This is a genomic window from Viridibacillus sp. NPDC093762 (genome assembly GCF_050279675.1).
Classification (GTDB): domain Bacteria; phylum Bacillota; class Bacilli; order Bacillales_A; family Planococcaceae; genus Viridibacillus.
In genome coordinates, this window is the sequence record NZ_JBNNUK010000003.1 from 115,796 (window position 1) to 139,678 (window position 23,883).

Annotated in this window: 20 protein-coding genes, 1 riboswitch and 1 other annotated feature; of the genes, 1 reads left to right on the plus strand and 19 read right to left on the minus strand. The window is 37.5% G+C overall.

The window, feature by feature from the left end:
* Positions 1–114: 114 nt before the first annotated feature.
* A riboswitch (Lysine riboswitch) is annotated at positions 115–296 on the minus strand.
* Between the two features lie 59 nt (positions 297–355).
* From uvrC to zapA, 13 genes are all read right to left on the minus strand, one after another.
* Positions 356–2,131 (minus strand): excinuclease ABC subunit UvrC, encoded by a 1,776-nt coding sequence (uvrC, locus tag ACQKM9_RS06045; protein WP_427733496.1) that lies wholly within the window; start codon positions 2,129–2,131, stop codon positions 356–358.
* Between the two features lie 223 nt (positions 2,132–2,354).
* A complete protein-coding gene (gene trxA / locus ACQKM9_RS06050) occupies positions 2,355–2,669 on the minus strand; it encodes a thioredoxin (RefSeq protein WP_038187634.1) in 315 nt (104 codons plus the stop codon).
* A gap of 193 nt (positions 2,670–2,862) precedes the next feature.
* Entirely contained in the window at positions 2,863–3,840 is a 978-nt protein-coding gene (locus ACQKM9_RS06055) for an electron transfer flavoprotein subunit alpha/FixB family protein (RefSeq protein WP_427733497.1), read from the minus strand.
* A gap of 32 nt (positions 3,841–3,872) precedes the next feature.
* On the minus strand, positions 3,873–4,646 hold the full coding sequence (locus ACQKM9_RS06060; RefSeq protein WP_427733498.1) for an electron transfer flavoprotein subunit beta/FixA family protein: 774 nt from the start codon (positions 4,644–4,646) through the stop codon (positions 3,873–3,875).
* 24 nt (positions 4,647–4,670) lie between these two features.
* Positions 4,671–5,444, minus strand: coding sequence for an enoyl-CoA hydratase (locus ACQKM9_RS06065; RefSeq protein WP_427733499.1), 774 nt, complete (start codon positions 5,442–5,444; stop codon positions 4,671–4,673).
* A gap of 104 nt (positions 5,445–5,548) precedes the next feature.
* Complete coding sequence (locus ACQKM9_RS06070) at positions 5,549–6,130, minus strand: TetR/AcrR family transcriptional regulator (RefSeq protein WP_427733500.1); 582 nt, start codon at positions 6,128–6,130, stop codon at positions 5,549–5,551.
* 103 nt (positions 6,131–6,233) lie between these two features.
* Positions 6,234–7,922, minus strand: coding sequence for an AMP-binding protein (locus tag ACQKM9_RS06075; RefSeq protein ID WP_427733501.1), 1,689 nt, complete (start codon positions 7,920–7,922; stop codon positions 6,234–6,236).
* A 258-nt stretch (positions 7,923–8,180) separates the two neighbouring features.
* On the minus strand, positions 8,181–10,463 hold the full coding sequence (locus tag ACQKM9_RS06080) for an SH3 domain-containing protein (RefSeq protein WP_427733502.1): 2,283 nt from the start codon (positions 10,461–10,463) through the stop codon (positions 8,181–8,183).
* A gap of 332 nt (positions 10,464–10,795) precedes the next feature.
* The gene (locus ACQKM9_RS06085; RefSeq protein WP_427733503.1) at positions 10,796–11,209 is read right to left on the minus strand and encodes a DUF350 domain-containing protein; all 414 of its coding nucleotides are present in this window, start codon (positions 11,207–11,209) and stop codon (positions 10,796–10,798) included.
* 55 nt (positions 11,210–11,264) lie between these two features.
* Entirely contained in the window at positions 11,265–13,628 is a 2,364-nt protein-coding gene (locus ACQKM9_RS06090) for an endonuclease MutS2 (protein WP_427733504.1), read from the minus strand.
* A 16-nt stretch (positions 13,629–13,644) separates the two neighbouring features.
* On the minus strand, positions 13,645–15,351 hold the full coding sequence (gene polX / locus ACQKM9_RS06095; protein ID WP_427733505.1) for a DNA polymerase/3'-5' exonuclease PolX: 1,707 nt from the start codon (positions 15,349–15,351) through the stop codon (positions 13,645–13,647).
* A 47-nt stretch (positions 15,352–15,398) separates the two neighbouring features.
* Entirely contained in the window at positions 15,399–15,938 is a 540-nt protein-coding gene (locus tag ACQKM9_RS06100; protein ID WP_427733506.1) for a CvpA family protein, read from the minus strand.
* A 5-nt stretch (positions 15,939–15,943) separates the two neighbouring features.
* Positions 15,944–16,204 carry a cell division protein ZapA gene (gene zapA, locus ACQKM9_RS06105; protein WP_038187658.1) on the minus strand — a complete coding sequence of 87 codons (261 nt, stop codon included), beginning with the start codon at positions 16,202–16,204 and terminating at the stop codon, positions 15,944–15,946.
* 84 nt (positions 16,205–16,288) lie between these two features.
* Here zapA and rnhC point away from each other — a divergent pair, with 84 nt between their 5' ends.
* Positions 16,289–17,224, plus strand: coding sequence for a ribonuclease HIII (gene rnhC / locus ACQKM9_RS06110; RefSeq protein WP_427733507.1), 936 nt, complete (start codon positions 16,289–16,291; stop codon positions 17,222–17,224).
* A gap of 46 nt (positions 17,225–17,270) precedes the next feature.
* On the opposite strand, the gene ACQKM9_RS06115 is transcribed toward rnhC, so the two are convergent.
* The 6 genes from ACQKM9_RS06115 to ACQKM9_RS06140 form a co-directional block, all read right to left on the minus strand.
* On the minus strand, positions 17,271–18,053 hold the full coding sequence (locus tag ACQKM9_RS06115; RefSeq protein ID WP_427733508.1) for an ABC transporter permease: 783 nt from the start codon (positions 18,051–18,053) through the stop codon (positions 17,271–17,273).
* Positions 18,050–18,934, minus strand: a complete 885-nt coding sequence (locus ACQKM9_RS06120; protein ID WP_427733509.1) for an ATP-binding cassette domain-containing protein — start codon at positions 18,932–18,934, stop codon at positions 18,050–18,052. Before ACQKM9_RS06120 ends, ACQKM9_RS06115 begins: the two co-directional genes overlap by 4 nt.
* Positions 18,931–19,119, minus strand: a complete 189-nt coding sequence (locus tag ACQKM9_RS06125; RefSeq protein ID WP_390395137.1) for a PLD nuclease N-terminal domain-containing protein — start codon at positions 19,117–19,119, stop codon at positions 18,931–18,933. Before ACQKM9_RS06125 ends, ACQKM9_RS06120 begins: the two co-directional genes overlap by 4 nt.
* A 125-nt stretch (positions 19,120–19,244) precedes the next feature.
* Positions 19,245–21,650: a phenylalanine--tRNA ligase subunit beta gene (pheT, locus tag ACQKM9_RS06130; RefSeq protein WP_427733510.1), complete on the minus strand. Its 2,406-nt coding sequence runs from the start codon at positions 21,648–21,650 to the stop codon at positions 19,245–19,247.
* Positions 21,651–21,662: 12 nt separating this feature from the next.
* Complete coding sequence (pheS, locus tag ACQKM9_RS06135; RefSeq protein WP_427733661.1) at positions 21,663–22,700, minus strand: phenylalanine--tRNA ligase subunit alpha; 1,038 nt, start codon at positions 22,698–22,700, stop codon at positions 21,663–21,665.
* Between the two features lie 118 nt (positions 22,701–22,818).
* Positions 22,819–23,049: a binding site (T-box leader), on the minus strand.
* Positions 23,050–23,112: 63 nt separating this feature from the next.
* Positions 23,113–23,883: a TrmH family RNA methyltransferase gene (locus tag ACQKM9_RS06140; RefSeq protein ID WP_427733511.1), complete on the minus strand. Its 771-nt coding sequence runs from the start codon at positions 23,881–23,883 to the stop codon at positions 23,113–23,115.

The following is a 23,883-nucleotide window of genomic DNA, read 5'->3' on the forward strand; positions in this document are numbered from 1 at the left end:
TCCCTTATTTGTTATGACGACCGTATTCACAATGACATCTTATGAAAAAAGCAGCCTTTCACACGTTTCCGTGTGAAAAGCCGCCTCGTAGCATGCACGTTCAAAAGAACATTCATGTGAGATAGCCCTCCAGAACCGAAACGGATCTGACAATTCTACACTTGTTAAATGCAGAACCAGTAATAAATTAGAAATAGTCAATTTATCACTTCGGCGGCCTCCCCTTTCATCAGCAGTCATAGGATCTATTCATCCTCTTGCTGATTACTCTTGAAATCCGCGCCTCTATCATCACTAATCAGTGATTATTTATAATAGTAATGTTACCTTAACACAATTTTCAGATTACTACAATTTATTTTTCAGAAAAATAAGTAAATATGGTTTGAGCAAGTCTTTTTGGTACATTCGCAGCAATTAATTCTTCATAGGATGCCTCACGAATTTTTTTAACAGATCCAAATTGTTTGAGAAGCTGTTGCTTACGTTTTGGACCAATTCCTTCAATTTCATCGAGAACAGATGTAATGGCATTCTTCTCATGTAATTGGCGATGGAAGGTAATAGCAAAACGGTGAACTTCATCTTGAATTCTTTGTAAAAGATAAAATGCCTCACTTGTTCTCTTCAACGGAATAATTTCTGGCGGCGAGCCATATAGCAATTGAGAAGTTTGGTGTTTATCATCTTTTGCTAAACCTGCAATAGGAATATCTAAACCAAGCTCATCTTCTAAGATTTCTCTTGCCACTTCCATTTGTCCTTTCCCACCATCAATAACGATTAAATCCGGTAAAGGTAAGTCATCTCTTAATACACGAGTATATCTTCGGCGAATAACTTCTCGCATTGCTCCGTAATCGTCGTGCTTTGCAGCAACTTGAATTTTATATTTTCGATAATCCTTTTTGCTCGGCTTACCGTCAATAAAAACAACCATTGCTGAAACGGCGTCCGCACCAAAGATATGGGAGTTATCAAATGATTCTATGCGAAGCGGTGTCGCAATATTCATCGTATTGCCCAATTCTTCGCAGGCACCTATTGTCCTTTTTTCTTGACGCTCAAGTAACTGGAACTTCTCAGAGATAGCAATTTGAGCATTTTTACTCGCCAAATCAACAAGTTCTTTTTTCTTTCCCCTTTGAGGAATCGTCACTTTTACATCAAGTACTGTAGCTAGAAGGTCCTCTTCAATATTCGTAGGTATAAAGATTTCCTTCGGCTTGATATGTTCTGCCTGTTCATAAAAGCGTCCCACAAATGTTAAGAATTCTTCCTCGGGATCTCGATAAATCGGGAATAACGAAACATCTCTCTCAATTAACTTTCCTTGTCTTACAAAGAATACTTGGATACACATCCAACCTTTATCAACCGCATAACCAAAAACGTCACGGTTCGTTAAATCAGTAAGTGTAATCTTCTGGCGTTCCATGACAGTTTCAATATGGGTAATTTGATCTCGATATTCTTTTGCTCGTTCGAACTCTAATTTTTCAGCTGCATCGAGCATTTTTGCATTTAAATCTTCTTTAACTTCCCCGTAGCCGCCATTGAGAAAACTCGTAATATCTTGAATTATCCCTTGATATTGCTCTTTCTCAACTTCTTTTACACAAGGAGCTAAACATTGTCCTAAATGATAATATAAGCAAACTCGATTCGGTAAATTTGTGCATTTCCTTAGCGGATATAGGCGATCAAGTAATTTTTTCGTTTCATTTGCAGCAAAACTATTCGGATAAGGTCCAAAGTATTTACCACTATCCTTTTTAACTTTACGAACTATAAGAAGTCGCGGATTCTTCTCGTTAGTTATTTTAATATATGGGTACGTCTTGTCATCCTTTAGCATAATGTTGTATTTCGGATCATGTGTTTTAATGAGGTTTAATTCTAAGATAAATGCCTCTAAATCCGAAGATGTCACGATGTACTCAAAGTCTTCTATTTCACTAACAAGTCGTTGCGTTTTACCATCGTGGCTGCCTGTGAAATAAGAACGTACGCGATTTTTTAATACTTTAGCTTTGCCGACATAAATGATTGTTCCTTGACGATCCTTCATCAAATAACAACCAGGCTGGTCAGGTAGAATGGCTAACTTTTGCTTTATTAATTCGTTCATCTTATCACCTTCTTAGAAAAGTGCGAGCACCTTGGCCAGTTCCGACAATCATAGACGAATTGACATAAATTTGGCTCTTTAACCTCCATGTCAAATAAGCTTTTGATCTCTAGGGCTAGGCACTGTATCTAAATTCTATACAAAATAGCTTTAATCTCTATTAATTCTAAAAAAAACCGGGAACCATTATAGGAACCCGGTTTAATATTCATTTTTTCAAAGATTAAGCGTGTTTTTGAATGAATTCTGCTAATGCTTCTTTCGGTTGGAAACCAACAGTTTTATCAACTGGCTCTCCGTCTTTGAATAATAAAAGAGTTGGTATTGACATAATACCAAATTTGCTTGCTGTTTCTTGGTTTTGGTCTACATCAACTTTAACAATTTTAGCTGCACCGTTTAATTCAGAATCTAGTTCTTCTAAAACAGGAGCGATCATTTTACAAGGTCCGCACCAAGTTGCCCAAAAGTCAACTAGTACTAAACCTTCTGCGATATCATGTGAAAAGCTTGCATCTGTAGCGTGTACGATTGCCATATTAAATATCCTCCTTCAACTTACGTATAACGGTAGTATAGCATGGATGAAAAGCACGAGCGACTGTTATGCTTATAACAGCATTATTTTGCAATAACGATAGTAAAAAACGTCAATCACACGTTAGTATGTATGCTTGGATGAAGAAAACCCTGTAAATAGTATGACCGTTTACAGGGTTTAGACGTATCAATTATGCGTTTACTAATAATTTTTTGAACTCTTCAGTAAGCATTGGGATAACTTCAAAAAGATCTCCAACGATACCGTAGTCAGCTACTTTAAAGATATTCGCTTCTGGATCTTTGTTGATCGCAACGATAACTTTTGAGTTAGACATACCAGCTAAATGTTGGATTGCACCTGAAATACCAGCAGCGATATAAAGATCCGGTGTAACAACTTTACCAGTTTGACCGATTTGCAATGAATAATCGCAGTAATCAGCGTCACACGCTCCACGTGAAGCACCAACAGCGCCACCTAGTACGTTAGCAAGCTCTTTTAATGGAGCAAAACCGTCTTCGCTTTTCACGCCACGACCACCAGCTACTACTACTTTCGCTTCTGATAAATCAACGCCATCTGTTGATTTGCGAACAACTTCTTTAATAATAGTACGTAGATTCGTAATATCTACAGAAATTGATGACACGTCACCTGAACGAGATTCATCTTTTGCTAAAGGAGCTATGTTATTTGGACGGATTGTCACAAACACAATTCCCTCTTTCACTTGTACTTTTTCAAATGCTTTACCAGAATAGATTGGACGGATGAAAACTACTGAATCATCTTCCCCTTCGATATCTGTAACATCTGATACTAAACCGCTTTGTAATTTACTAGCTAGTTTAGGAGAAAGGTCTTTACCTAGAGCAGTATGACCGAAAACAATCGCTTCTGGTTGCTCTTGCTCAGTAACAGCCATAAATGCTTGGCTAAAGCCGTCAGAAGTATACTGTTTTAAATGTGGGTGTTCAACAGTCACTACACGGTCTGCACCGTTTTGAATAAGTTCCTGGGCAAGATTCGCTACAGCGTCTCCGATTAGAACGCCAACAACTTCTCCGCTACCAGACACTTTTTTTGCAGCTGCAATAGCTTCGAATGATACATTTCTTAAGCTTCCTTCGCGTACTTCACCTAATACTAATACTTTTTTAGACATGTTATGTCCCTCCCATACAATTTAAAATCAGCTTAAACGACTTTCGCTTCTGAATGTAATAGACTAACAAGCTCTTTCACTTGTTCAGATAAATCGCCTTCTAATACACGTCCAGCTACTTTTTGAGCTGGTAAGTAAATTTCAACTGTTGTAGTTTTTGCTTGTACATCATCTTCATCAATATCTAAATCATCTAATTCTAGCTCTTCAAGAGGCTTTTTCTTTGCTTTCATAATACCAGGTAAAGATGGGTAACGAGGTTCGTTTAAACCTTGTTGTGCTGTCACTAGAAGTGGTAATTCTGCTTCAAGAACTTCTGAATCCCCTTCTACGTCACGAATGATTTTCGCTGTTTTGCCATCGATTTCAAGCTTAGTAATCGTTGTTACATAGTTAATACCTAATAATTCCGCAACACGTGGACCTACTTGACCCGAGCCACCATCAATAGCAACGTTACCACCTAAAATAAGATCTGCTTCTTTATCTTTTAAGTATTCAGCTAAAATATATGCTGCTGAGAATTGATCAAGCTCATCTAAATCATCTTCAGTGTTGATTAAGACTGCTTTATCAGCTCCCATTGCTAAAGCTGTACGGAGTTGTTTTTCTGCATCTTCACCGCCGAGAGTAACAACTGTTACTTCGCCGCCTTGTGCATCACGAACTTGAATAGCTTCTTCGATTGCGTATTCATCGTATGGGTTGATGATGAATTCAGCTCCATCTTCTTGGATTGCCCCACCAGTTACAACAATCTTTTCTTCTGTGTCAAAAGTACGTTTTACTAATACAAAAATGTTCATTCAACTAACCTCCTAATACTATTTTTATTTTCCTGTGAAAGTTGGTTCACGTTTTTCGATGAAAGCTTGGATACCTTCTTTGGCATCCTCAGACATGAAAACGGTTCCAAAAGCTTTTGCCTCAGCTTCAACGCCTTCATAGAATGAAGTATGTTTAGCATATTGCAACATATCGATCGCAGCTTTTAGAGCAACCGAGCTTTTCTTCGCAATACGTTTCGCTGTTGCAATCGTTTGAGGTAGTAATTCCTCATCAGAGAAGGCAGCGTTTGCTAAGCCCCACTTGACAGCCTCAGTACCTGATATTGGATCGCTAGTGAACATCATTTCTGCTGCTTTTGCTACCCCAACATAGCGAGGTAAACGCTGTGTGCCACCAAAACCAGGAATTAACCCTAATTGTAATTCGGGTAATCCTAATTTTGCGTTTTCAGTCACATAGCGGAAATGACAACTCATCGCTAGCTCAAGTCCCCCACCTAAAGCAGCGCCATGAATTCCAGCAATAACTGGCTTAGAGAATTTCTCTAAACGCTCAAAGACACCTTGTCCATTAGCAGATAATTTTACAAATTCAGCACCTGATGTCACATCAGTAAATTCTTTAATATCTGCTCCTGCTGAGAAGAATCTTCCTTCTCCATGCAATACAATGACTCGAACTGAATCATCATGCTCTACAGCAGTTAAAAGTTCATTTACTTCTAAAATTAGCCCCCTCGATAAAGCATTAGCCGGTGGGCGCTGAATCGTTGCAATTGCAACTCCATCTTCAACTGTCCAACGTAAAAATTCCATACTCCCATTTCCCCCTTTGCATTTGGCTATGTAAGTAGTTTCCTAGTTGAATCAAAGCAATGGATTGGCTGCTACCAATTCAACCAATTAATTTATACAATTGCCTATGCTTTTATTCCATTGAGTATTAAATGTTGTACTTTCGGTGCTAGCGCAATTAAATCATATTTATGATCATTCATGACCCACGATGTTGTTACTTCATCAATCGTTCCGAAAATGAGCTGACGAGCAAGTCGCAAATCCATCTCTGGATTGAATTCTTTCGTCTCCATACCTTCTACTAATATTTCATCAAGTAATATTAAATACTCTCTTAATATCGTATTAATTTTGAGACGAACATCTTTATTAGACTGACGAAGCTCTAATTGTGTAACTGTAGCCAAATGATGATCTCCTGCTAGTACCTGGAAATGATTCTCAATCATCGCATTTAACTTTTCAGACGATGACTTTCCATCTCTAATTATACACTGTAAATTTTCTACAAACACAGACATTTTTTCCTTAAATACTGAAATTAATATGTCTTCTTTGTTTTTAAAGTATAAATAGATTGTTCCATCTGCGACGCCTGCCTGTTTAGCAATCTTGGAAACTTGTGCATGGTGATAACCATTTTCCGCAATTACAATAACGGCCGCATCGATAATTTGTCTATACTTCGGTTTATCTTTCTTCAATACGATCACCACCATATAAAAAATGAAAATATGAATGACTATTCATTCATATTTTCATCTTATAATTTCATTTTACACTTGTCAAGCCGACTTGTCATTATTTTCACATAATTTTCTGTATTCTTTCTTTATCTTCATCTTGTAAAGTACGGCGTAGTATTTTACCAACAGCTGTTTTTGGTAGTTCTTCACGGAATTCATAAATACGCGGCACTTTAAATGCGGCCAAGTTTTCTCTGCAATACGTATTGAATTCTTCTTCCGTCACTTTCATGCCTTCTTTTAATACGATAAAAGCTTTCACCGTTTCACCGCGATATGGATCAGGTACACCGAGTGCTACACATTCCTGGACGGCTTCATGCTCATATAAAACTTCCTCGATTTCTCTTGGATAAATATTGAACCCACCAGCAATGATAATATCCTTTTTCCGATCAACAACATAAAAGTAGCCTTTGTCATCCATATAGCCTAAATCTCCAGTTAAAAACCAACCATCACGCATCGCCATTTCTGTGTCTTCCGGACGATTCCAGTATCCTTTCATCACTTGAGGACCTTTCACAGCTATTTCACCGATTTCACCAATTGGTAGTGGCTCTGTTGAATCTACTTGGAGAATAGCTGCGTCTGTGTTCGGCCAAGGAACGCCGACAGAACCTTTGACACGCTCATTATGCCAAATAAAGTTACAGTGTGTTACAGGTGATGTTTCTGTTAAACCGTATCCTTCTACAAGCTTGCCGCCGGTAATCTTCTCGAATTTCTCTTGTACTTCAATTGGCAATGGTGCCGAACCACTCATGCACGCCTTGATAGAAGATAAGTTATATTTCGCAATATCTGGATGATTTAATAAACCAATATAGAGGGTAGGCGCCCCTGGGAAAAGCGTTGTTTTTTGTTTTTGTATCGTTTTTAACGTTGTTTCAACATCAAATTTCGATAATAGCACCATTTTGTCTCCGCGCATAACCGACAATAATAATACCGTAGTCATTCCGTATACATGGAAAAATGGCAGCACACCCATAATTACTTCTTCACCAGGTATACACTCAGACATCCATACACTACACATTTGTACGTTCGCTATTAAGTTTTTATGCGTTAACATAACTCCTTTAGGATAGCCGGTTGTACCACCTGTATATTGCAATAATGCAATGTCCTCTTCAATGTCGAAACTTAATGCGATTGGTTCAGTTGTGCTTACGCTCATAATTTCTGTAAATAAATGATTGCTACCACTATGCTCAACTGTAACCTTAAAGCCATATTGCTTCTTTTGAATAAATGGATACACTAAATTTTTCGGGAATGGTAAATAGTCCTTAATCGCTGTAATAATGACATGTTCTAAATGAGTGTCCTTCATAACTTTTGCGATACGCGGATATAAAATATCCAAAGATAAAATCACCTTCGCTCCTGAATCTTTCATCTGAAATTCAATTTCTCTTTCTGTATAAAGCGGGTTTGTTTGAACGACAATTCCTCCGGCATATAGCACCCCAAAATAACCTATAACGCCTTGAGGACAGTTAGGTAGCATAATGGCTACACGATCACCTTTCTCAATACCAATGGATACTAAATAATTGGCGAACTTTAATGAGCTTTCATACAATTCTTTGTACGTAATATCCTTCCCCATAAAATGAATCGCAACTTTGGAAGGTGTCTTGCTGCTCGCTCTTGTCAAATACTCTTGCAAAGGAATTGCTTCATATTCCAAAGACGTAGGAATATTATCCGGATAATTTGACAGCCAAATCTGTTCAGTCATGCTCCATTCCCCCTTCGTTAAAAATTGTAAGAATACCCTTATAATTTAGTATAAAATAAAATTGGTAACGCTTTCAAATTTAATGTCAATTTATTGAAAAAAATATTTTCCCTTCCATTGTGAGTAATAAAAACCTTATCGATTATAATTCACTTAAAAAATTTAAACATACCAAAATAATAAAGTTCACCTCAATCATACAAAAAAATGACTTCAATTTATTATCGAAGTCAGATTTTTGTATTTTACAATATATACTTATTTATTTAATTCCCGAATTAAATAGGTACCAGATGCATAGCCCTGTTTTCCATTCGGTAATTTTACTTTATACCAAGTTCCACTCATTATTGGCTTATTATTTTCATCTATTACGAGTTCAACAAATTGATAGTTTGAAAATTCACCGACTATAGGACTGGACGCATTTCCTTCTGAGCGTACATTTAATGCTATTCCATTAGCTGAGGAAGTATTAACACGAGCCAAGTTCTTCACAGAAAAATGTTTATTGTAAGCACTGAAACTTACAACATTTGTATAATACTTTTTCCCTTTATAGGATACCGTTAGCCAGTAATCATTGTGCTTTTCTAGTAAATTGAAAGACTCACCTTCTGGAATGGTTGCTGCAACACTATTTGTACTGCCTTTTTCACTGAATACATTCAAATTACTATTCGCAATTGCTAACGTTCCAGTTGGGAACACGTCTTTAAGATCCGGATGCTTTGGAGCAGAAGGAACAACTGTATTAGGTATTTTAGAAATTGCTCCTTCTTTAGCATATGCTAAGATTCCGTTCATATGATTGGCAATTGCATTTCCCCAATTAGTATCACTTGCATAATAAAAATTCATCCCCTTACTTAAGGAATCAATGCGAGCTCCATTAACGTTTTTAACGGAGTATCCTAAATAAGCCCCACTATTGTATTTCCAATTGGAAGGATTTAAATAAGTAGCCTTCATTGATTGCGCAATAAATTCCAAATTATCGTCGATGGAATCAAATTTAACAGCACCTATGAATGGAGTAATATCATATGCTCCAAAGCCAAACAAGTTGTTTCTTCCAAGCGAAATGTCGGAAACACCAAATCCACTTTCATGAATGGCATGTGCTGCAAAATATAGAGCGTTTACGCCATACTTATCAGCAGCATTAATAATCGCTTGTCCTTTTCCAGTTAAAGCGCTTGTTTTCCCTGCAGTCTTACTAGCAATATACGTATTAATTTGATCTGCTTTCACAGACGACTTAGTACGAAGATCCATAAACATATAGCTATTTGGATTGGATTCTAGACTAGCGATTCTTGCCTTCGTTGTTTCATCGATTAAAGAAGAACCTGATACAAAACCTGTAAAACCTTCAAAACTCACTTGATACCAACCATTACTTGCTTTATAAGTCGTCGTCAGCTTTGTATTCGCAGGAATCACTTTTAACAAATCTGATGATGTAGAATTTGATTTATACAGTTTTTGATCTTCAATATTATAAATGGTCATCTGACTAATGGCTGAACCATTTGGTAATGTAGGGGTATCGTCATCTGTATCATCTGGTGCCGTATCGACACTTGGTGTATCGACACTAAATTTAGTAATGTCTATATACCCTGTGTTACCTTCATATGTTACTTTATACCAATTGCCAACTCGTTCGGTCGAAGTCACTTTTGCATCTTTGGGAATGCTAGTTAGTATTGTATGTGAGACTCCCGCTTCTGCAAATAAAGATGTTGATGAATTAGCTTTATAATCCGTACTTGCCACTTGCGTTGGTGTTACTTTACTAACTACAGTAGATTGCACAAAATAATTCTTACCCTTGTACGATATTCGATACCAAGTTTCTCCTTTACTATTCACAACTGATTGCGTAGACGTGAAGATATTATTGGTTGGTATAGCGAATACTTGTGCTTTTTTGGTGTCAGGTGTTATACGAAGTGAAGCCGTTTTCTCTATTAGGAAATAAGTGGTTTCAGTCTCTTTATAGGCATCATACTCTTTCACATATGAACTACTTACCCAACCAGTTTTGCCTCCGTATGTTACTTTATACCATGCTCCAGATTTAGCGGTAGCTTTCACCGTCTTGCCTTTAGGAATCGATAATAGTACTTTCCCTTTTGTAGAGTTACTAGACCGTAAATTCACTTTTTCTTTTGTTTGATAATTTGTTGCAGCGAAAGTGGAAATTGCAGACGTTTTAGTTGTTACTTTAATATAGCTTGTACTAACATAGCCAATTTTTTTACCGAATTTCACTTTATACCAACTGCCGGTTTTAGAAATGTATGAAACAGATTTTCCTTTTGGTATTGTTAATAGAATTTTCCCTTTTGCCGAGGCTTTAGATCTTAAATTCACATTCGAAGTTACTGTATATGTTTTTACGGTAGCTGCCTCAACTTTTTTTGGTGCTATCGGTGTTTCGAATGAACTGATACTTGAAGTTAACAGAATCCCTATAGATATGAATGTACATTTTGTTAGACTTATAGATGTTTTTTTATTATACAAATTCATTTTGCCCCCTCATATGTTTGAGAAATTAATTCTAAAAAACAAATACTCCCATACATTTTTTTCTAAACTATTAATATTATATCTCTATTACCTTAAAAGTAGTATCAATTATATACACTATTTAACATTTTTTATAATCATTTTATTTTATAAGCTTGTTTATACTGAACTTAGATTGTTTGCTTTTCCTTCAGTATCAATTGATCAAATAAAAAAAGAAGCCCTATAAAGGACTTCAAAATTAATTCATTACTAAATAGACGATTCCTACTAAAACAAATGCAATACATACGCCAATTAGTACTTTCGATAAAGTTTCCATATTCTCTCCCCTAAGAAATACTGGCACCGATAACAAATGACAGACCTACTGAAATTGTAAACGAAATAAAACCAACTGATCGATTATCCTTTTCAATTTCTTCATCTATCTTAAATGTCGGTGTCATAAATTCAAATAATACATATGCGAATATTAGTAAAATAAAACCAAACAATCCCCACCCCATCATTTCTGCGAGTGAGTTATGCTTCTCAATGGAGTAACGGAAAATATTACATACCCCTAATATCTTCCCGCCTGTTGCAAGTGCAACTGCTACATTGCCTCTTTTTATTTCTACCCAATTTTTGTATTTTGTTACGATTTCAAATATCACCATTGATAGGATTAAGCAAAGGACAACAACACTAAAATTACCAGCAGCCTCGACAACAGGATATTGCCAAAATCCATTTAATAACATAAATATCCCCTTTTCAATGTCATTTTTTTCTCTACCTTTGATTACTTTAAGAGGTTTATTTTAGCTCGGCTACTGTCACACCATATCCGCCTTCTCCTGCTTCTCCAAAACGATAGGATTTTACACGTGGATGTCTCTTTAGTAAAGCTTGGATTCCTTGGCGCAATGCTCCAGTTCCTTTACCGTGAATAATTGAGACGCGTTGATAATTTGACAGTAATGCATCATCAATATATTTTTCCGTACGTACAATCGCATCTTCATAACGTTCTCCACGTAGATCTAATTCTAACTTAACATTAGAGTCTCGATTTCGAACACTTGAAACATTTACAGTTTGCTTGTCTTTTTCAGGTTTCACATACTCTAAATCTGATTCATCAAGTTTCATCTTCAATATTCCAATTTGCACAATCCATTCAGAATTTGATACTTTTTCAAGTAACACACCTTTTTGACCGTAACTCAGTACTTTTACTTCGTCACCCTTAGCTAATTCTTGAGAGCGCGCTTTCAATTGCTGTTGCTTTTTCAGTACTTTATTTTCCGGAGCGGCTTTTTCTAAACGTTTACGTGCATCAATGATTTCATGCTCTTTGACAATCTTGTTTGCATTTAAGCGCATTTTATGAAGTTCTGAAATAACCTCTTCTGCTTCTTTTTTAGCTTCATCTACAATTTTACGAGCTTTGTCTTTTGCTTTTTGTTCTAATGCTTCTTTTTTAGCTTCATAAGCTTTTAATTTTTCATCTAACTCTGCTTGAAGTGCTTCTGCTTGCATGCGTAATTCAAGTGTTCTTTCAGCGTCTTCTTCTGATTGACGTCGACTTTCTTCTAGAGACGCAATCATTGATTCGACTTCATGACGATCGGTACCTGTGAATGTTTTAGCACGATCAATAATAGAATCAGGTAAACCAAGACGTGTAGAAATTTCAAAGGCATTACTACGGCCTGGAACTCCTATTAATAGACGATAAGTCGGGCTCAACGTCTCCACATCAAATTCTACACTTGCATTGACAACACCTGGACGATTATAGCCATATGCTTTTAACTCAGGATAGTGAGTTGTTGCCATTACGCGTGCTCCGCGACCATGTACTTCATCTAAAATTGAGATGGCAAGTGCTGCACCTTCTTGTGGGTCAGTCCCTGCACCCAGCTCATCAAAAAGAATGAGTGAACGATCATCGAATTGATTTAAAATATCAACAATATTCACCATATGTGATGAAAATGTACTCAAGCTTTGCTCAATCGATTGCTCATCCCCAATATCAGCAAATAACTGATCAAATACCGCGAGATGAGAACCATCAAGTGCCGGCACTGGAATACCCGATTGCGCCATCAATGTACATAGCCCCACTGTTTTTAACGTAACCGTTTTACCACCTGTGTTAGGTCCAGTAATTACGATTGAAGTGAAGTCTTTACCAAATTCAATATCATTTGCTACTGCTTCTTCAATTGGTAGTAAAGGATGACGTGCCTTACCTAATTTAATATATCCTTCGCTATTCATAATTGGTTTCGAACATTTATTGGCTTGTCCGTATTTTGCTTTTGCCAATATGACGTCAATTTCGCCAAGTAATTGCACAGTGATAAAGATGTCATGTGCTACCTCTTGTACTTTTAGAGATAACATTAATAAAATGCGCGCAATTTCAACTTGTTCTTTTGACTTGAGTTGGTGAATTTCATTATTTGCTTGTACGACAGCATCTGGTTCAATATAAAGTGTTTGACCAGATGAAGATTGATCATGTACAACACCACCATAGTGACTACGGTATTCTGATTTTACAGGAATAACAAACCGATCATTACGAATTGTAACAATCGCATCAGATAGCATTTTTGTTGCATTAGTACCACGTGTTAAGCTCGCTAATTTTTCACGAACACGACCTTCTTGTGCTCGCAATTGCTGACGAATTGAACGAAGCTCAGAGCTTGCAGAGTCTAGAATAGCACCATTCTCATCGATACAAGCATTAATCTCATGCTGTAAGCCTGTCAACGTTGGCATGCTTTCTTTTTTCTGAATGAAGTATGGGATTTGTATATCCTCTTCCACTTCAATGCCTTCTATAAACTGACGAAGTATACGACTAGCACGGATTGTGCTTGAAATCTCCATCAATTCAACTGGACTAAGTACACCACCAATTTGCGCACGTCTAGCATGCGGACGGACATCGAAGATACCGCCCATTGGCACGTTACCTTTAACGCGTAGAATTGATAAACCTTCATCCATTTCATCTAATAGTTGTAATACTTTTTCTATATCAGTTTCAGGGACAAGTTCATCGATCACAGTTTTCCCTAAAGAGCATGTACAATATGAAACTACTTGAGCTCGTACTTTATCAAATTCTAGTGTTTTCAATGCGCGTTCTGCTATCATTCAAAACACCTCCTCTTCATTTCTTCTGTATAAAGCGGACAAAATCTTCTAATGTCCACGTATTCACGATATTATTTTTCTTTAACCATGCTTTTTGAGCGTATTTCGTTCCAACTTCCATAAAGCGAAGTTGGTCAATGGCATGTGCATCTGTATTTATAGCAATCGGCACACCAGCAGCTGCCGCCATTGCTAAATGTTCTTCACATAAATCAAGACGATATGGATTTGCATTTAACTCTAAAATTTTTCCATATTCTTTAGCCCATTCAATTAATTGAGGGATATCTGGGTTATAGCCTTCTCGGTCACCAATTATACGACCAGTAGGATGGGCTATCATATGAACATTCGGGTTTTTTAGAGCATTATGTAGCCTGTCCATAATTTTCTCTTGCGGCTGTGAAAAGCTAGAGTGAATCGACGCAATGACAAAGTCTAATTGCTTTAATACATCATCTTCAAAATCAAGCGAGCAATCTGGTAATATGTCCATCTCAGTTCCTGCAAGCAAACGGAAATCTGGATGCTTTTCATTGAATGCCCAAATCTCTTTATGCTGTTCGATTAAACGTTCAGGCGTTAAACCATTTGCGACTTTTAAATATTGTGAATGATCCGTAATAACCGCATATTCATAACCTCTAGCAATGAGTGCTTCACCCATTTCATGTACCGCATAAGCACCATCAGACCATGTTGTATGCATATGCAAATCAGAACGAATATCTTCTAATTGAACAAGTTCCTTAATCTCATCTACACGGTCAAATTCTTTATTGCCTACTCGTATACTAGGCGGGATAAACGGTAAGTCGAAATGAGCAAAAAATTCAGTTTCAGAAGTAAATGTTGTTACAGATCCATCCGCCTGCTCTACACCGTATTCACTTATTTTCTTACCAAGATCTTTTGCCAATTGACGCATTCTCACATTATGTTCTTTTGACCCAGTAAAATGATGAAGTGCCGTTGCATATTCATCTTGTGTCACTAGTCGGAAGTCAACGCTAACAGGTTCTTCAGCGTCCAAAGTTACTGAGATTTTAGTATCCCCAGCTGCAATTGTCTCTGAAATGACAAGTGCCCCTAAAAGTTGTTCTTTCACCGCTTCTCGATTTGCCGATGCTATGATGAAATCGACGTCCTTACTCGATTCCTTTACCCGTCTAAAGCTACCTGCGACCGAAAACTGTTGCACTTCAGCAATTCCACTTAATATACTCTCTATTTCTTGTACTACCTTATCTAATTGCCAAATTGGTAGTCGCTCAGAACGTGTGCCAAATGCCTCTAGTTCTTTTAATATCTTTTCTTCAGTTTTTTTACCAAAGCCTGCAAGAGCAGACACTTTGCCTTCTTCACACGCTGCCTTTAACGCTTCTGCTGAATCTACGCCTAACTCTTGATATAACTTAGCAATTTTCTTTCCACCAAGGCCTGGTAATTTTAATAATGGTGGTAACCCTTTAGGTACTTCCTCTTCAAGTTCTTTTAAAACTGAAGATTCACCCGTTTCCAGTAAATCTTCTATAACTGCCGCAGTTCCCTTACCTATACCTTTTATCGCAGTAATATCTTCAATTTCACTTAGGCTTCTTGTATCTGCTTCTAGCGCTGCCGCAGCTTTTCTAAATGCTGAAATTTTAAATGGGTTAACACCCTGTAACTCTAAATACAAGGCTATTTTTTCAAATGTACGAATGATAGTTTTCTTATTCAAAAAATGACCTCCTTATTCGTAAAAAAACTGCTCTCGATTGAGAACAGTTATTTCATGTAGACAAACCACATATTTTTGAACATGTTCGAAATAATTGGTGTATATTCGAGCATTAATTTAGTAAAGATTGAATTATCAACATACTTCTGGATACCCTCTAATGGTAACAACGCTAGAATATAAAGTAAAATAAATACTAATATATAAGCTTCTATAAATCCTAGTATTCCGCCAAAAAAGCGATTAAACGGACCTATTATAGGCACATATTTTAAGAAATCAAAAATTGACGCTACAATTTGCATTGCAAATTTGACGACAAAGAAAATAAGTGCAAAGGCCAGTAGCTGATAAAATGTTTGACTAAGATCTAATTGTTCCATCGCATAAGTTAACTTCGTATTCCCGTCAACTGCTGGATATGGAATCCACAGCACAAATTTCTCAGCTAAAGGTTTATAATAAACATAAGCGACAATCATCGCGATCAAAAATCCAATGATATGTATCAACTGGACTACTAAACCTCTTCTTCCGCCAGTGATAATGCCGGCAATTAATAAAATAATTATAAGTATATCGATCATTTACTTCAATCCTTTAGTTTTTTCAGTTCTTCTTCTAATAATACAAGTTGCTCTTTTAATTTCAAACTATCATTTACTGAATTTACAGCTGTAAGGACGGCCAGTTTTGTACTGTCAAGGCTCGGGTTTGCCTGTTTAATCTCTCTCATAGTATTGTCAACTGTGGACGCGACTAAACGCATATGTGTTGTTGACTCTGTACCAAGCATAGTATATGTTTGACCATATATATCAACTGAAATTCGATTTTTTTGTTGCTCTGACACAGCTGCCCCTCCTTAAAATCCTATTTCTAATCATACCATGAAATTGTTTATCATGTGAATAACGAGAGTAGAAAGGACTATAAAATGTCTAATATTGTAATTGTTTTAACAACCGAAAAGCAAGGAGAACTTGCTTCTTATTATGCCTCATCTAGAGTAGAACGCAATGCGCCAGGAGTCATATTTGCTGCGAAGTTAAGCGATACTTCTATCACTTCATATAAATCTGGCAAAGTGATGTTTCAAGGTAACGGAGCCGAACGGGAGTCTAGTCGATGGGGGAAACCTAATGATCCTACGACTAAAAAGACGTCATCAAAGGGTGACAAGTTGCCTTCCAATTTTGAACAACTCTCCGTAATGGGTTCTGATGAAACAGGAACAGGCGATTACTTCGGCCCTGTAACGGTAGCCGCCGTATATGTATCTGCTGATAAAATTGCACTTGTTCGTGAGCTCGGTGTTAAAGACTCTAAAATGCTAACGGATGACTTTATGAGACAAATCGCACCTGACTTAATGCGAGCACTACCTCATAGCATTCTAACCGTACGAAACGACAAATATAACACCATCCAAGCTAGAGGCTGGTCTCAAGGGAAAATCAAAGCAATGATGCACAACCAAGCACTTCATAACGTGCTCGGCAAAATTGCACCAGTAAAACCAGCACATATTTTGATTGACCAATTTGCGGAACGTGGCATTTACTATAACCACCTAAAAAATGAAAAAATCATCGTTAAAGAGAATGTACTATTTGCTACAAAAGCAGAACAATTACATGTTTCAGTAGCAGCTGCCTCTATTCTAGCACGATACGCATTCTTAAAAGAAATGGACCGCCTCGGCGATTTAGTTGGATTTGATTTACAAAAAGGAGCTAGTAATAAAGTGGATGAAATGGCCGCGCGTATTTTACTATCAAAAGGCGAAGCAACATTAAAATCTATGACGAAATGGCATTTTGCAAATACTCAAAAAGCGCATGCCATTGCCGCTAAAAAACGCTCCAAATAAAACAAGCTATTCCTCTCTTTCATCAAGAGAAGGAATAGCTTGTTTTTTATATTTTTATATTCTCCATATTCTTTCTTGCTCCAAATACTCCAACAAACATTAACACTATTATGGCAACAACCGTCACGACGACCGATAACCAAAAATCACTACTATCTGGTTTTGACCCAAGCCACGTTACTGCGTATGTGCCCAATTTCCAAGGAGACACAGTCCAGAACTGTCCGATAATGCTATCGATTAGCTGTAGAAAATACGTCAGAAGAATTGCTAGAGTACCAGCAACACCCGTAGAGAATAATGCACTCGCTGTGACTGTCACCGTCACGACGAACAATACCCATAGACTATACGTGCCAATGAGGGCTGCTATCCGCCAAGCGTCTACTTCATTATATAAAATCACTGTATAATAGTAACTCGCTAATAAGCCTATTATTGTACTAAGGAGTGCAACAATTGTTGCTCCAGACCACTTACTGAAGTAATACGAAGAAAAAGATATTGGTCGTACATATAGTAGTGCAGCTGTACGATTTTTTCTTTCTTTACTAATAATCCCCATAAAGCTTAAAACAAAAATAAGTGCAACAATAAGATGGAACTGACCGACAGTAGAAGCTATGACTTCAACCGCTGTCACATCTGTTATGCCCATATCATAGCCCTCAGGCATATTGCCGACAGCCTTCATAATATCTTCCATGTAATAAAGTGTTACTGGCTGCATAATACCATATAATACAAACACGAGTGGTATCCATAAAATTTTCAAGCTACGTACATGATCACGCCATTCTTTTTGTAAAAGTACACGCCATTGCATCATAGTTTTGCCACCTTCATGAAGATTTCCTCCAAGCTAGCAGATTGCTGCTCGACTTTCCGGATTGCAAAGGTCTCTTTCGCTAACGCCTGAATAACTTGTTTCATATCATCAGTCTGCAAAATCACGATATTACCTTGTTGCTCTGCACTGAATGTACTATTCACAGCAAACTGAGCAGCCTCTTCAACTTCTTTAAATTCCACTATAATTTGACGATGTTCATATTTTTCTTTTACATCTTGTAAAGAACCTTGCTCAACTATTTTTCCGGATTTTAAGAATAATAGCTGATCGGTCATTTGCTCAGCATCATTCAAAATATGTGTTGAATACAAAATCGTCATTTCTTGTTGTAACGACTTCATCAAATTCATCATATCTAAGCGACCTGCTGGATCAAGAGCTGATACTGGCTCATCCAGTAAGAGGAGTTTGGGTTTATGTATAATGGCTTGTGCTAGACCCAATCTTTGTTTCATACCACCAGAGAACGTACCAATCTTCTTATTCGCTGCATCTTTTAATCCAACGAAATGAAGCATTTTCTTTGACTCTTCCTCCGCAGATTGCGCAGTCAATCCACTTAATCTCGCTGCCATTATTAAAAATTCACTCGCAGTTAGCCAAGAATTGAACTGTGGATATTGTGGTAAAAACCCAATAGCAGCCCTCGGGTCCCCTACTATTCCGTCGAATTGAATTTGCCCATTTGTTGGTTTTAATAGCCCAGCAAGCATCGATAATATCGTTGTTTTACCTGCTCCATTTGGTCCAATTAAAGCCGTTGCTGTTCCTTGTGTTAACTCAAATGATATATTTTTAATCACTTCATGCTGTCCATAATTCTTTTGCAACGCTGAAACTTGTAATAACTGACTCATACTTGTTTTCTCCCGAAGATAAAGTAAATAATCGGCCCTATTATGCTCACACAAACTATAGCTATCGCCCACAGCCATTTTGGACCATTTGTTTGCGGGATTTTCACTAAGTCTATTAAAGCAACGATCAATAAAATAAACTGAATGATTATAATCGGTAAAAGCATCATTATTAATGAACTCATCTTGTTCACCTCTTCTTTGTTATATAATAAGTATAACAGGTAACTTCTTCCATGAAAAGGAAAATAAAAAAATACCTAACACAGACATAACGTCTGGTCAGGTATTTAGTATGAAAATCTATTTATTAACGAATTTGTGCATTTGCTTCTGCTAATGCTTTTAACACTTCTTCATGTGCTGCTACTACTTCTTCATCTGTTAAAGTACGCTCAGGTTCGAAGTACTGTAGTGAGAAGGCAACTGATTTTTTACCTTCTTCCATTTTGTCTCCTTCATATAAATCGAAGACACGAACATCTTTCAATAAAGTACCACCTGCTTGACGGATAATTGTTTCAAGATCCGCTGCCGCTACGCTTCTATCAACAACTAAAGCGATATCACGTGACATCGAAGGGAAACGTGGAACTGGAACGTAAACTAGTGCTTCAGTAGACGCTTCTAAAATAGCTGCTAAGTTCATTTCCATTACGTATGTTTCTTTTAAGCCATTTGCTTTTTGTTCTGTTGGGTGCAATTGCGCGATTAAACCAATACGGTTGCCATTTAATAATACGTTAGCCGTACGTCCTGGATGTAAACCATCTACAGTAGCGCGTTCAAATGTTACTGCATCTGCTAAACCTAGGCGATCAAATAGACCCTCAACGATTCCTTTTAATACGAAGAAATCAACTTGTTTATGTTCACCTTGCCAAGCGTGATCTAACCATTTACCCGTGATAACTGCTGCTACATGTTCTTCTTCATGTGGAAGACTTTCTTCAGTTAAACCTAAGAATACAGAATCTACTTCATAAAGTGCTACTAAGTCTGCTTGACGTGCGACATTATAAGATGCTGCTTCCACTAAATGTGGGATTAAGCTTTGACGTAATGTGCTGCGTTCTTCACTCATTGGCATTAACAGTTTTGTAACAGGCGCTGTTTCTAATGCAAATTTTTGTGAAAGTGTATCAGATGTTAATGAGTAAGTAATCGCTTGGTGAAGACCTGCACCTTCTAAATATGCACGTACGATACGACGTTTGGCTTGATAAGGTGTTAAACCACCAGGTGTTGTTTCACTTACAGGAAGTGTTGTTGGAATTTCATCGTAGCCATAAATCCGTGCAATTTCTTCGACGATATCTTCCTCAATTTTAATATCTTGACGGCGAGTTGGTGCATCTACATAGAGCATGCCATTCGCAGTTTCAACATCAAATTTTAAACGTTTTAATATTGACACCATATCATCTAAAGAAATCTTCATACCCAGACGAGCATTGATAAAGTCAGGAGAAACGATTACTTTTGCAGGTGTTTTATCTAATTCATCAAACATGACTGAGCCAGCTAATACTTCCCCACCAGCTAGTTCTGCTAATAATTTAGCTGCACGTTCAGCTGCAGGAATAACTCGGTTTGGATCAAGACCTTTTTCAAAACGGGCACTTGCATCACTACGTAAACCTAAGTCTTTTGATGTATAGCGTACTGATAAACCTTCAAAGTATGCTGATTCAATGACAACAGTCGTTGTCCCATCATGCACTTCTGAGTTTAACCCGCCCATAACTCCAGCTACAGCTACTGGCTCTTTACCATTAGTAATAACAAGATTATTTGCATTTAATGTACGTTCTTTATCATCAAGAGTCGTTATTTTTTCGCCTTCATTAGCTAAACGAACTACGATTTCCCCTGTTCCTAAACGGTCATAGTCAAATGCGTGAAGCGGTTGACCATATTCCATTAAGATGTAGTTAGTAACATCGACAACATTGTTATGCGGACGTACTCCAGCCGCCATTAAACGTTGTTGTAACCATAATGGAGACTCAGCGACTTTAACGTTTTTCACGACTTTTGCTACGTACATAGGGTTTTCTACCGGTGCATCTACTCGAAGTTTTAAATAATCAGAAGCTTTTTCAGCTGATTCTGTATACTCTAGTTCAGGTAATTTAACATCCTCAGAAAGGATTGCTCCTACTTCATAAGCTACACCTAACATACTCATAGCATCTGAACGATTTGGTGTTAAACCAAGTTCAAGCACTGTGTCATATAGGCCAAGCACTTCAAGTGGATCTGCCCCTACTGGTGTTTCTGCAGGTAATACGAAAATACCCTCACTATAAGCTTTTGGTACTAATTTACCTTCGATACCAAGCTCTTGTAATGAACAAATCATACCGTTTGATACTTCACCACGAAGTTTGGCTTTTTTGATTTTTCCACCTGGTAAATGTGCACCTGGTCGAGCAACGATCACTTTTTGACCAACTGCTACGTTTGGAGCACCACATACGATTTGTGATAATTCTTCTTCACCAAAGTCTACTTGGCAAATATTTAATTTATCCGCTTCTGGGTGTTTTACTTTTTCTTTCACTTCGCCAACCATTAGCTTTTTCATACCTTCAGCTAGGTTTGCAACGCCGTCCACTTCAATCCCAGAACGTGTAATTTTTTCTGCTAAAACTGCTGGCTCTAGGCCTTGTAAATCAACATATTGTTCTAACCATTTTAACGATACTAGCATGTTTACCCCTCCTTACTCTTCTGTGCGGTGGAATTGTGATAAGAATCTGATGTCATTTGTATAGAAATGACGGATATCGTCCACCCCATATTTCAACATTGCAATACGTTCTTGCCCCATACCAAATGCGAAGCCTGAAACTTTTTTAGGATCGTATCCAGCCATCTCAAGAACGTTTGGATGTACCATACCGGCACCTAAAATTTCAATCCAACCTGTTTGTTTACATAAACTACAGCCCGCTCCACCACATTTGAAACAAGAGATATCCATTTCTACTGAAGGCTCAGTGAATGGGAAGAAACTTGGGCGTAAACGAATTTCACGTTCTTGGCCAAACATTTTTTTCGCGAAAAGATCCAAAGTACCTTTTAAATCGCTCATTGTAATGTTCTCGCTAATTACAAGTCCTTCAATTTGATTGAACTGATGCGAATGTGTAGCATCATCATTGTCACGGCGGAATACTTTACCTGGACAGATAATTTTCACAGAAGCACCTTGTTTTTCTTCCATTGTACGAGCTTGTACAGGAGAAGTCTGTGTACGAAGTAAAATCTCTTCAGAAATATAGAATGTATCTTGCATATCACGAGCAGGGTGACCTTTTGGTAGGTTTAATGCTTCGAAGTTATAATAGTCTTTTTCAACTTCTGGTCCTTCCGCAATTTCATATCCCATGCTGATGAATAAGTCTTCGATTTCTTCAACAACCTTTGTTAACGGATGTTTACTACCAACTTTTATAGGACGTCCTGGTAAAGTCACGTCAATTGATTCTTTTTCAAGTTGTTCCTGAACCGCTTTTTCCTCTAGTAATTGCGCACGTGCTTCAAGCACCTCAGTCACTTCTTGACGTACAACGTTTACTAGTGCACCCATCTTAGGACGTTCCTCTGCAGGAAGTTTACCCATCCCTTTTAATAAATCCGTGATCGGACCTTTTTTACCTAAATAAGCAACACGTACATCATTCAACTCTTTAGAGTTCGATGCCGCTGCAATTTTCGCTAAAGCTTCTTCCTTTAGCTGATTTAATTGTTCTTCCATTGCCATTTAAATTCCTCCTTCCAATATCGAATAGTAAAAACAGATTGTTTTTACTAAACATGCAAACCTTCTTTTAATGTAGACTGTAAAAAATCTGCACAAAAAAACTCGCCCCCTAAAAAGGGACGAGGACATAGTTCGCGGTACCACCCTAGTTATTGTACTTAAGTACAATCACTTCATTGACATAACGGCTCTAAACCGGCCTACCTTTACAGCAATTGCTGGTCCCGGTGGCTGCTAACGGAGTGAACTTCCATGTAACACAACTTTATGCACGCTTGCAGTCTTTGGCGAGCACTCCCTAAAAAGTGTGGAAACATATACTTTTTCCGATCGAAGCATTTAAATTATTTTTAATTATTGTATGCAATATTTATCATTATACGCAACTAAATTGTTTTCTTCAAGGTCACTTTGCTGAAACTACGAAGTTATATAACAAAATACCAGAAGCAACTGCTACATTTAAAGATTCAGCTTGCCCTAAAATCGGAATGATAACATTTGCATCTGTTTTTGCAAGTAAGTCTGGGTGAATACCATTGCCTTCATTGCCCATAATAAGTGCAAATTTATCGCCCTTTTTCACTTCAGAATAGACTACTGCATTCTCTAAAGCTGTACCGATAACTGGGATTAATCTGTCTTGTAAATTGTCAATCCAGTCTCCAAGGTCCCCTTTTACAACAGGAATATGGAAATGCGAGCCTTGAGCAGAACGTACTGTTTTTGGATTGAAAGCATCAGCTGAGCCTTTACCAAGAATAACCGCATCTATACCAGCTGCATCAGCCGTACGAATCATTGTACCCACATTACCTGGATCTTGAACTGCATCAATTAATAATAATTTTGTCCATCCTGTTTGTTCTACCTCTGTTACCTCACGCTGTTTGCATTGTGCAAAGATCCCTTGAGGGTGTTCTGTTTCAGACAATTCTTTTGCAATTGCTTGTGTTACTTCTACAACAAAAATGTCATCCATATTCCATGTATGTGGAATGTCTACACCTTCACGGACGATAATTGTTAGTACCTCACCATTGTTTTTAATTGCTTCTTCAACTAAATGGAAACCTTCAACGATAAATTCGCCAGAGCGTTCACGTTCTTTTCTAGTTGTCACCAGCTTTTTCCAATACTTCACTAGTGAATTTTGTGGTGATTCTATTCTTTTCAT

Excerpts from the sequence above, each read along its gene's own strand:
- uvrC (WP_427733496.1), bottom strand. The coding sequence starts at position 2,131 with ATGAACGAATTAATAAAGCAAAAGTTAGCCATTCTACCTGACCAGCCT.
- trxA (WP_038187634.1), bottom strand. The coding sequence starts at position 2,669 with ATGGCAATCGTACACGCTACAGATGCAAGCTTTTCACATGATATCGCA.
- ACQKM9_RS06055 (WP_427733497.1), bottom strand. The coding sequence starts at position 3,840 with ATGTCTAAAAAAGTATTAGTATTAGGTGAAGTACGCGAAGGAAGCTTA.
- ACQKM9_RS06060 (WP_427733498.1), bottom strand. The coding sequence starts at position 4,646 with ATGAACATTTTTGTATTAGTAAAACGTACTTTTGACACAGAAGAAAAG.
- ACQKM9_RS06065 (WP_427733499.1), bottom strand. The coding sequence starts at position 5,444 with ATGGAATTTTTACGTTGGACAGTTGAAGATGGAGTTGCAATTGCAACG.
- ACQKM9_RS06075 (WP_427733501.1), bottom strand. The coding sequence starts at position 7,922 with ATGACTGAACAGATTTGGCTGTCAAATTATCCGGATAATATTCCTACG.
- ACQKM9_RS06080 (WP_427733502.1), bottom strand. The coding sequence starts at position 10,463 with ATGAATTTGTATAATAAAAAAACATCTATAAGTCTAACAAAATGTACA.
- ACQKM9_RS06085 (WP_427733503.1), bottom strand. The coding sequence starts at position 11,209 with ATGTTATTAAATGGATTTTGGCAATATCCTGTTGTCGAGGCTGCTGGT.
- ACQKM9_RS06090 (WP_427733504.1), bottom strand. The coding sequence starts at position 13,628 with ATGATAGCAGAACGCGCATTGAAAACACTAGAATTTGATAAAGTACGA.
- ACQKM9_RS06100 (WP_427733506.1), bottom strand. The coding sequence starts at position 15,938 with ATGATCGATATACTTATAATTATTTTATTAATTGCCGGCATTATCACT.
- rnhC (WP_427733507.1), top strand. The coding sequence starts at position 16,289 with ATGTCTAATATTGTAATTGTTTTAACAACCGAAAAGCAAGGAGAACTT.
- ACQKM9_RS06115 (WP_427733508.1), bottom strand. The coding sequence starts at position 18,053 with ATGATGCAATGGCGTGTACTTTTACAAAAAGAATGGCGTGATCATGTA.
- ACQKM9_RS06120 (WP_427733509.1), bottom strand. The coding sequence starts at position 18,934 with ATGAGTCAGTTATTACAAGTTTCAGCGTTGCAAAAGAATTATGGACAG.
- ACQKM9_RS06125 (WP_390395137.1), bottom strand. The coding sequence starts at position 19,119 with ATGAGTTCATTAATAATGATGCTTTTACCGATTATAATCATTCAGTTT.
- pheT (WP_427733510.1), bottom strand. The coding sequence starts at position 21,650 with ATGCTAGTATCGTTAAAATGGTTAGAACAATATGTTGATTTACAAGGC.
- pheS (WP_427733661.1), bottom strand. The coding sequence starts at position 22,700 with ATGGAAGAACAATTAAATCAGCTAAAGGAAGAAGCTTTAGCGAAAATT.
- ACQKM9_RS06140 (WP_427733511.1), bottom strand. The coding sequence starts at position 23,883 with ATGAAAAGAATAGAATCACCACAAAATTCACTAGTGAAGTATTGGAAA.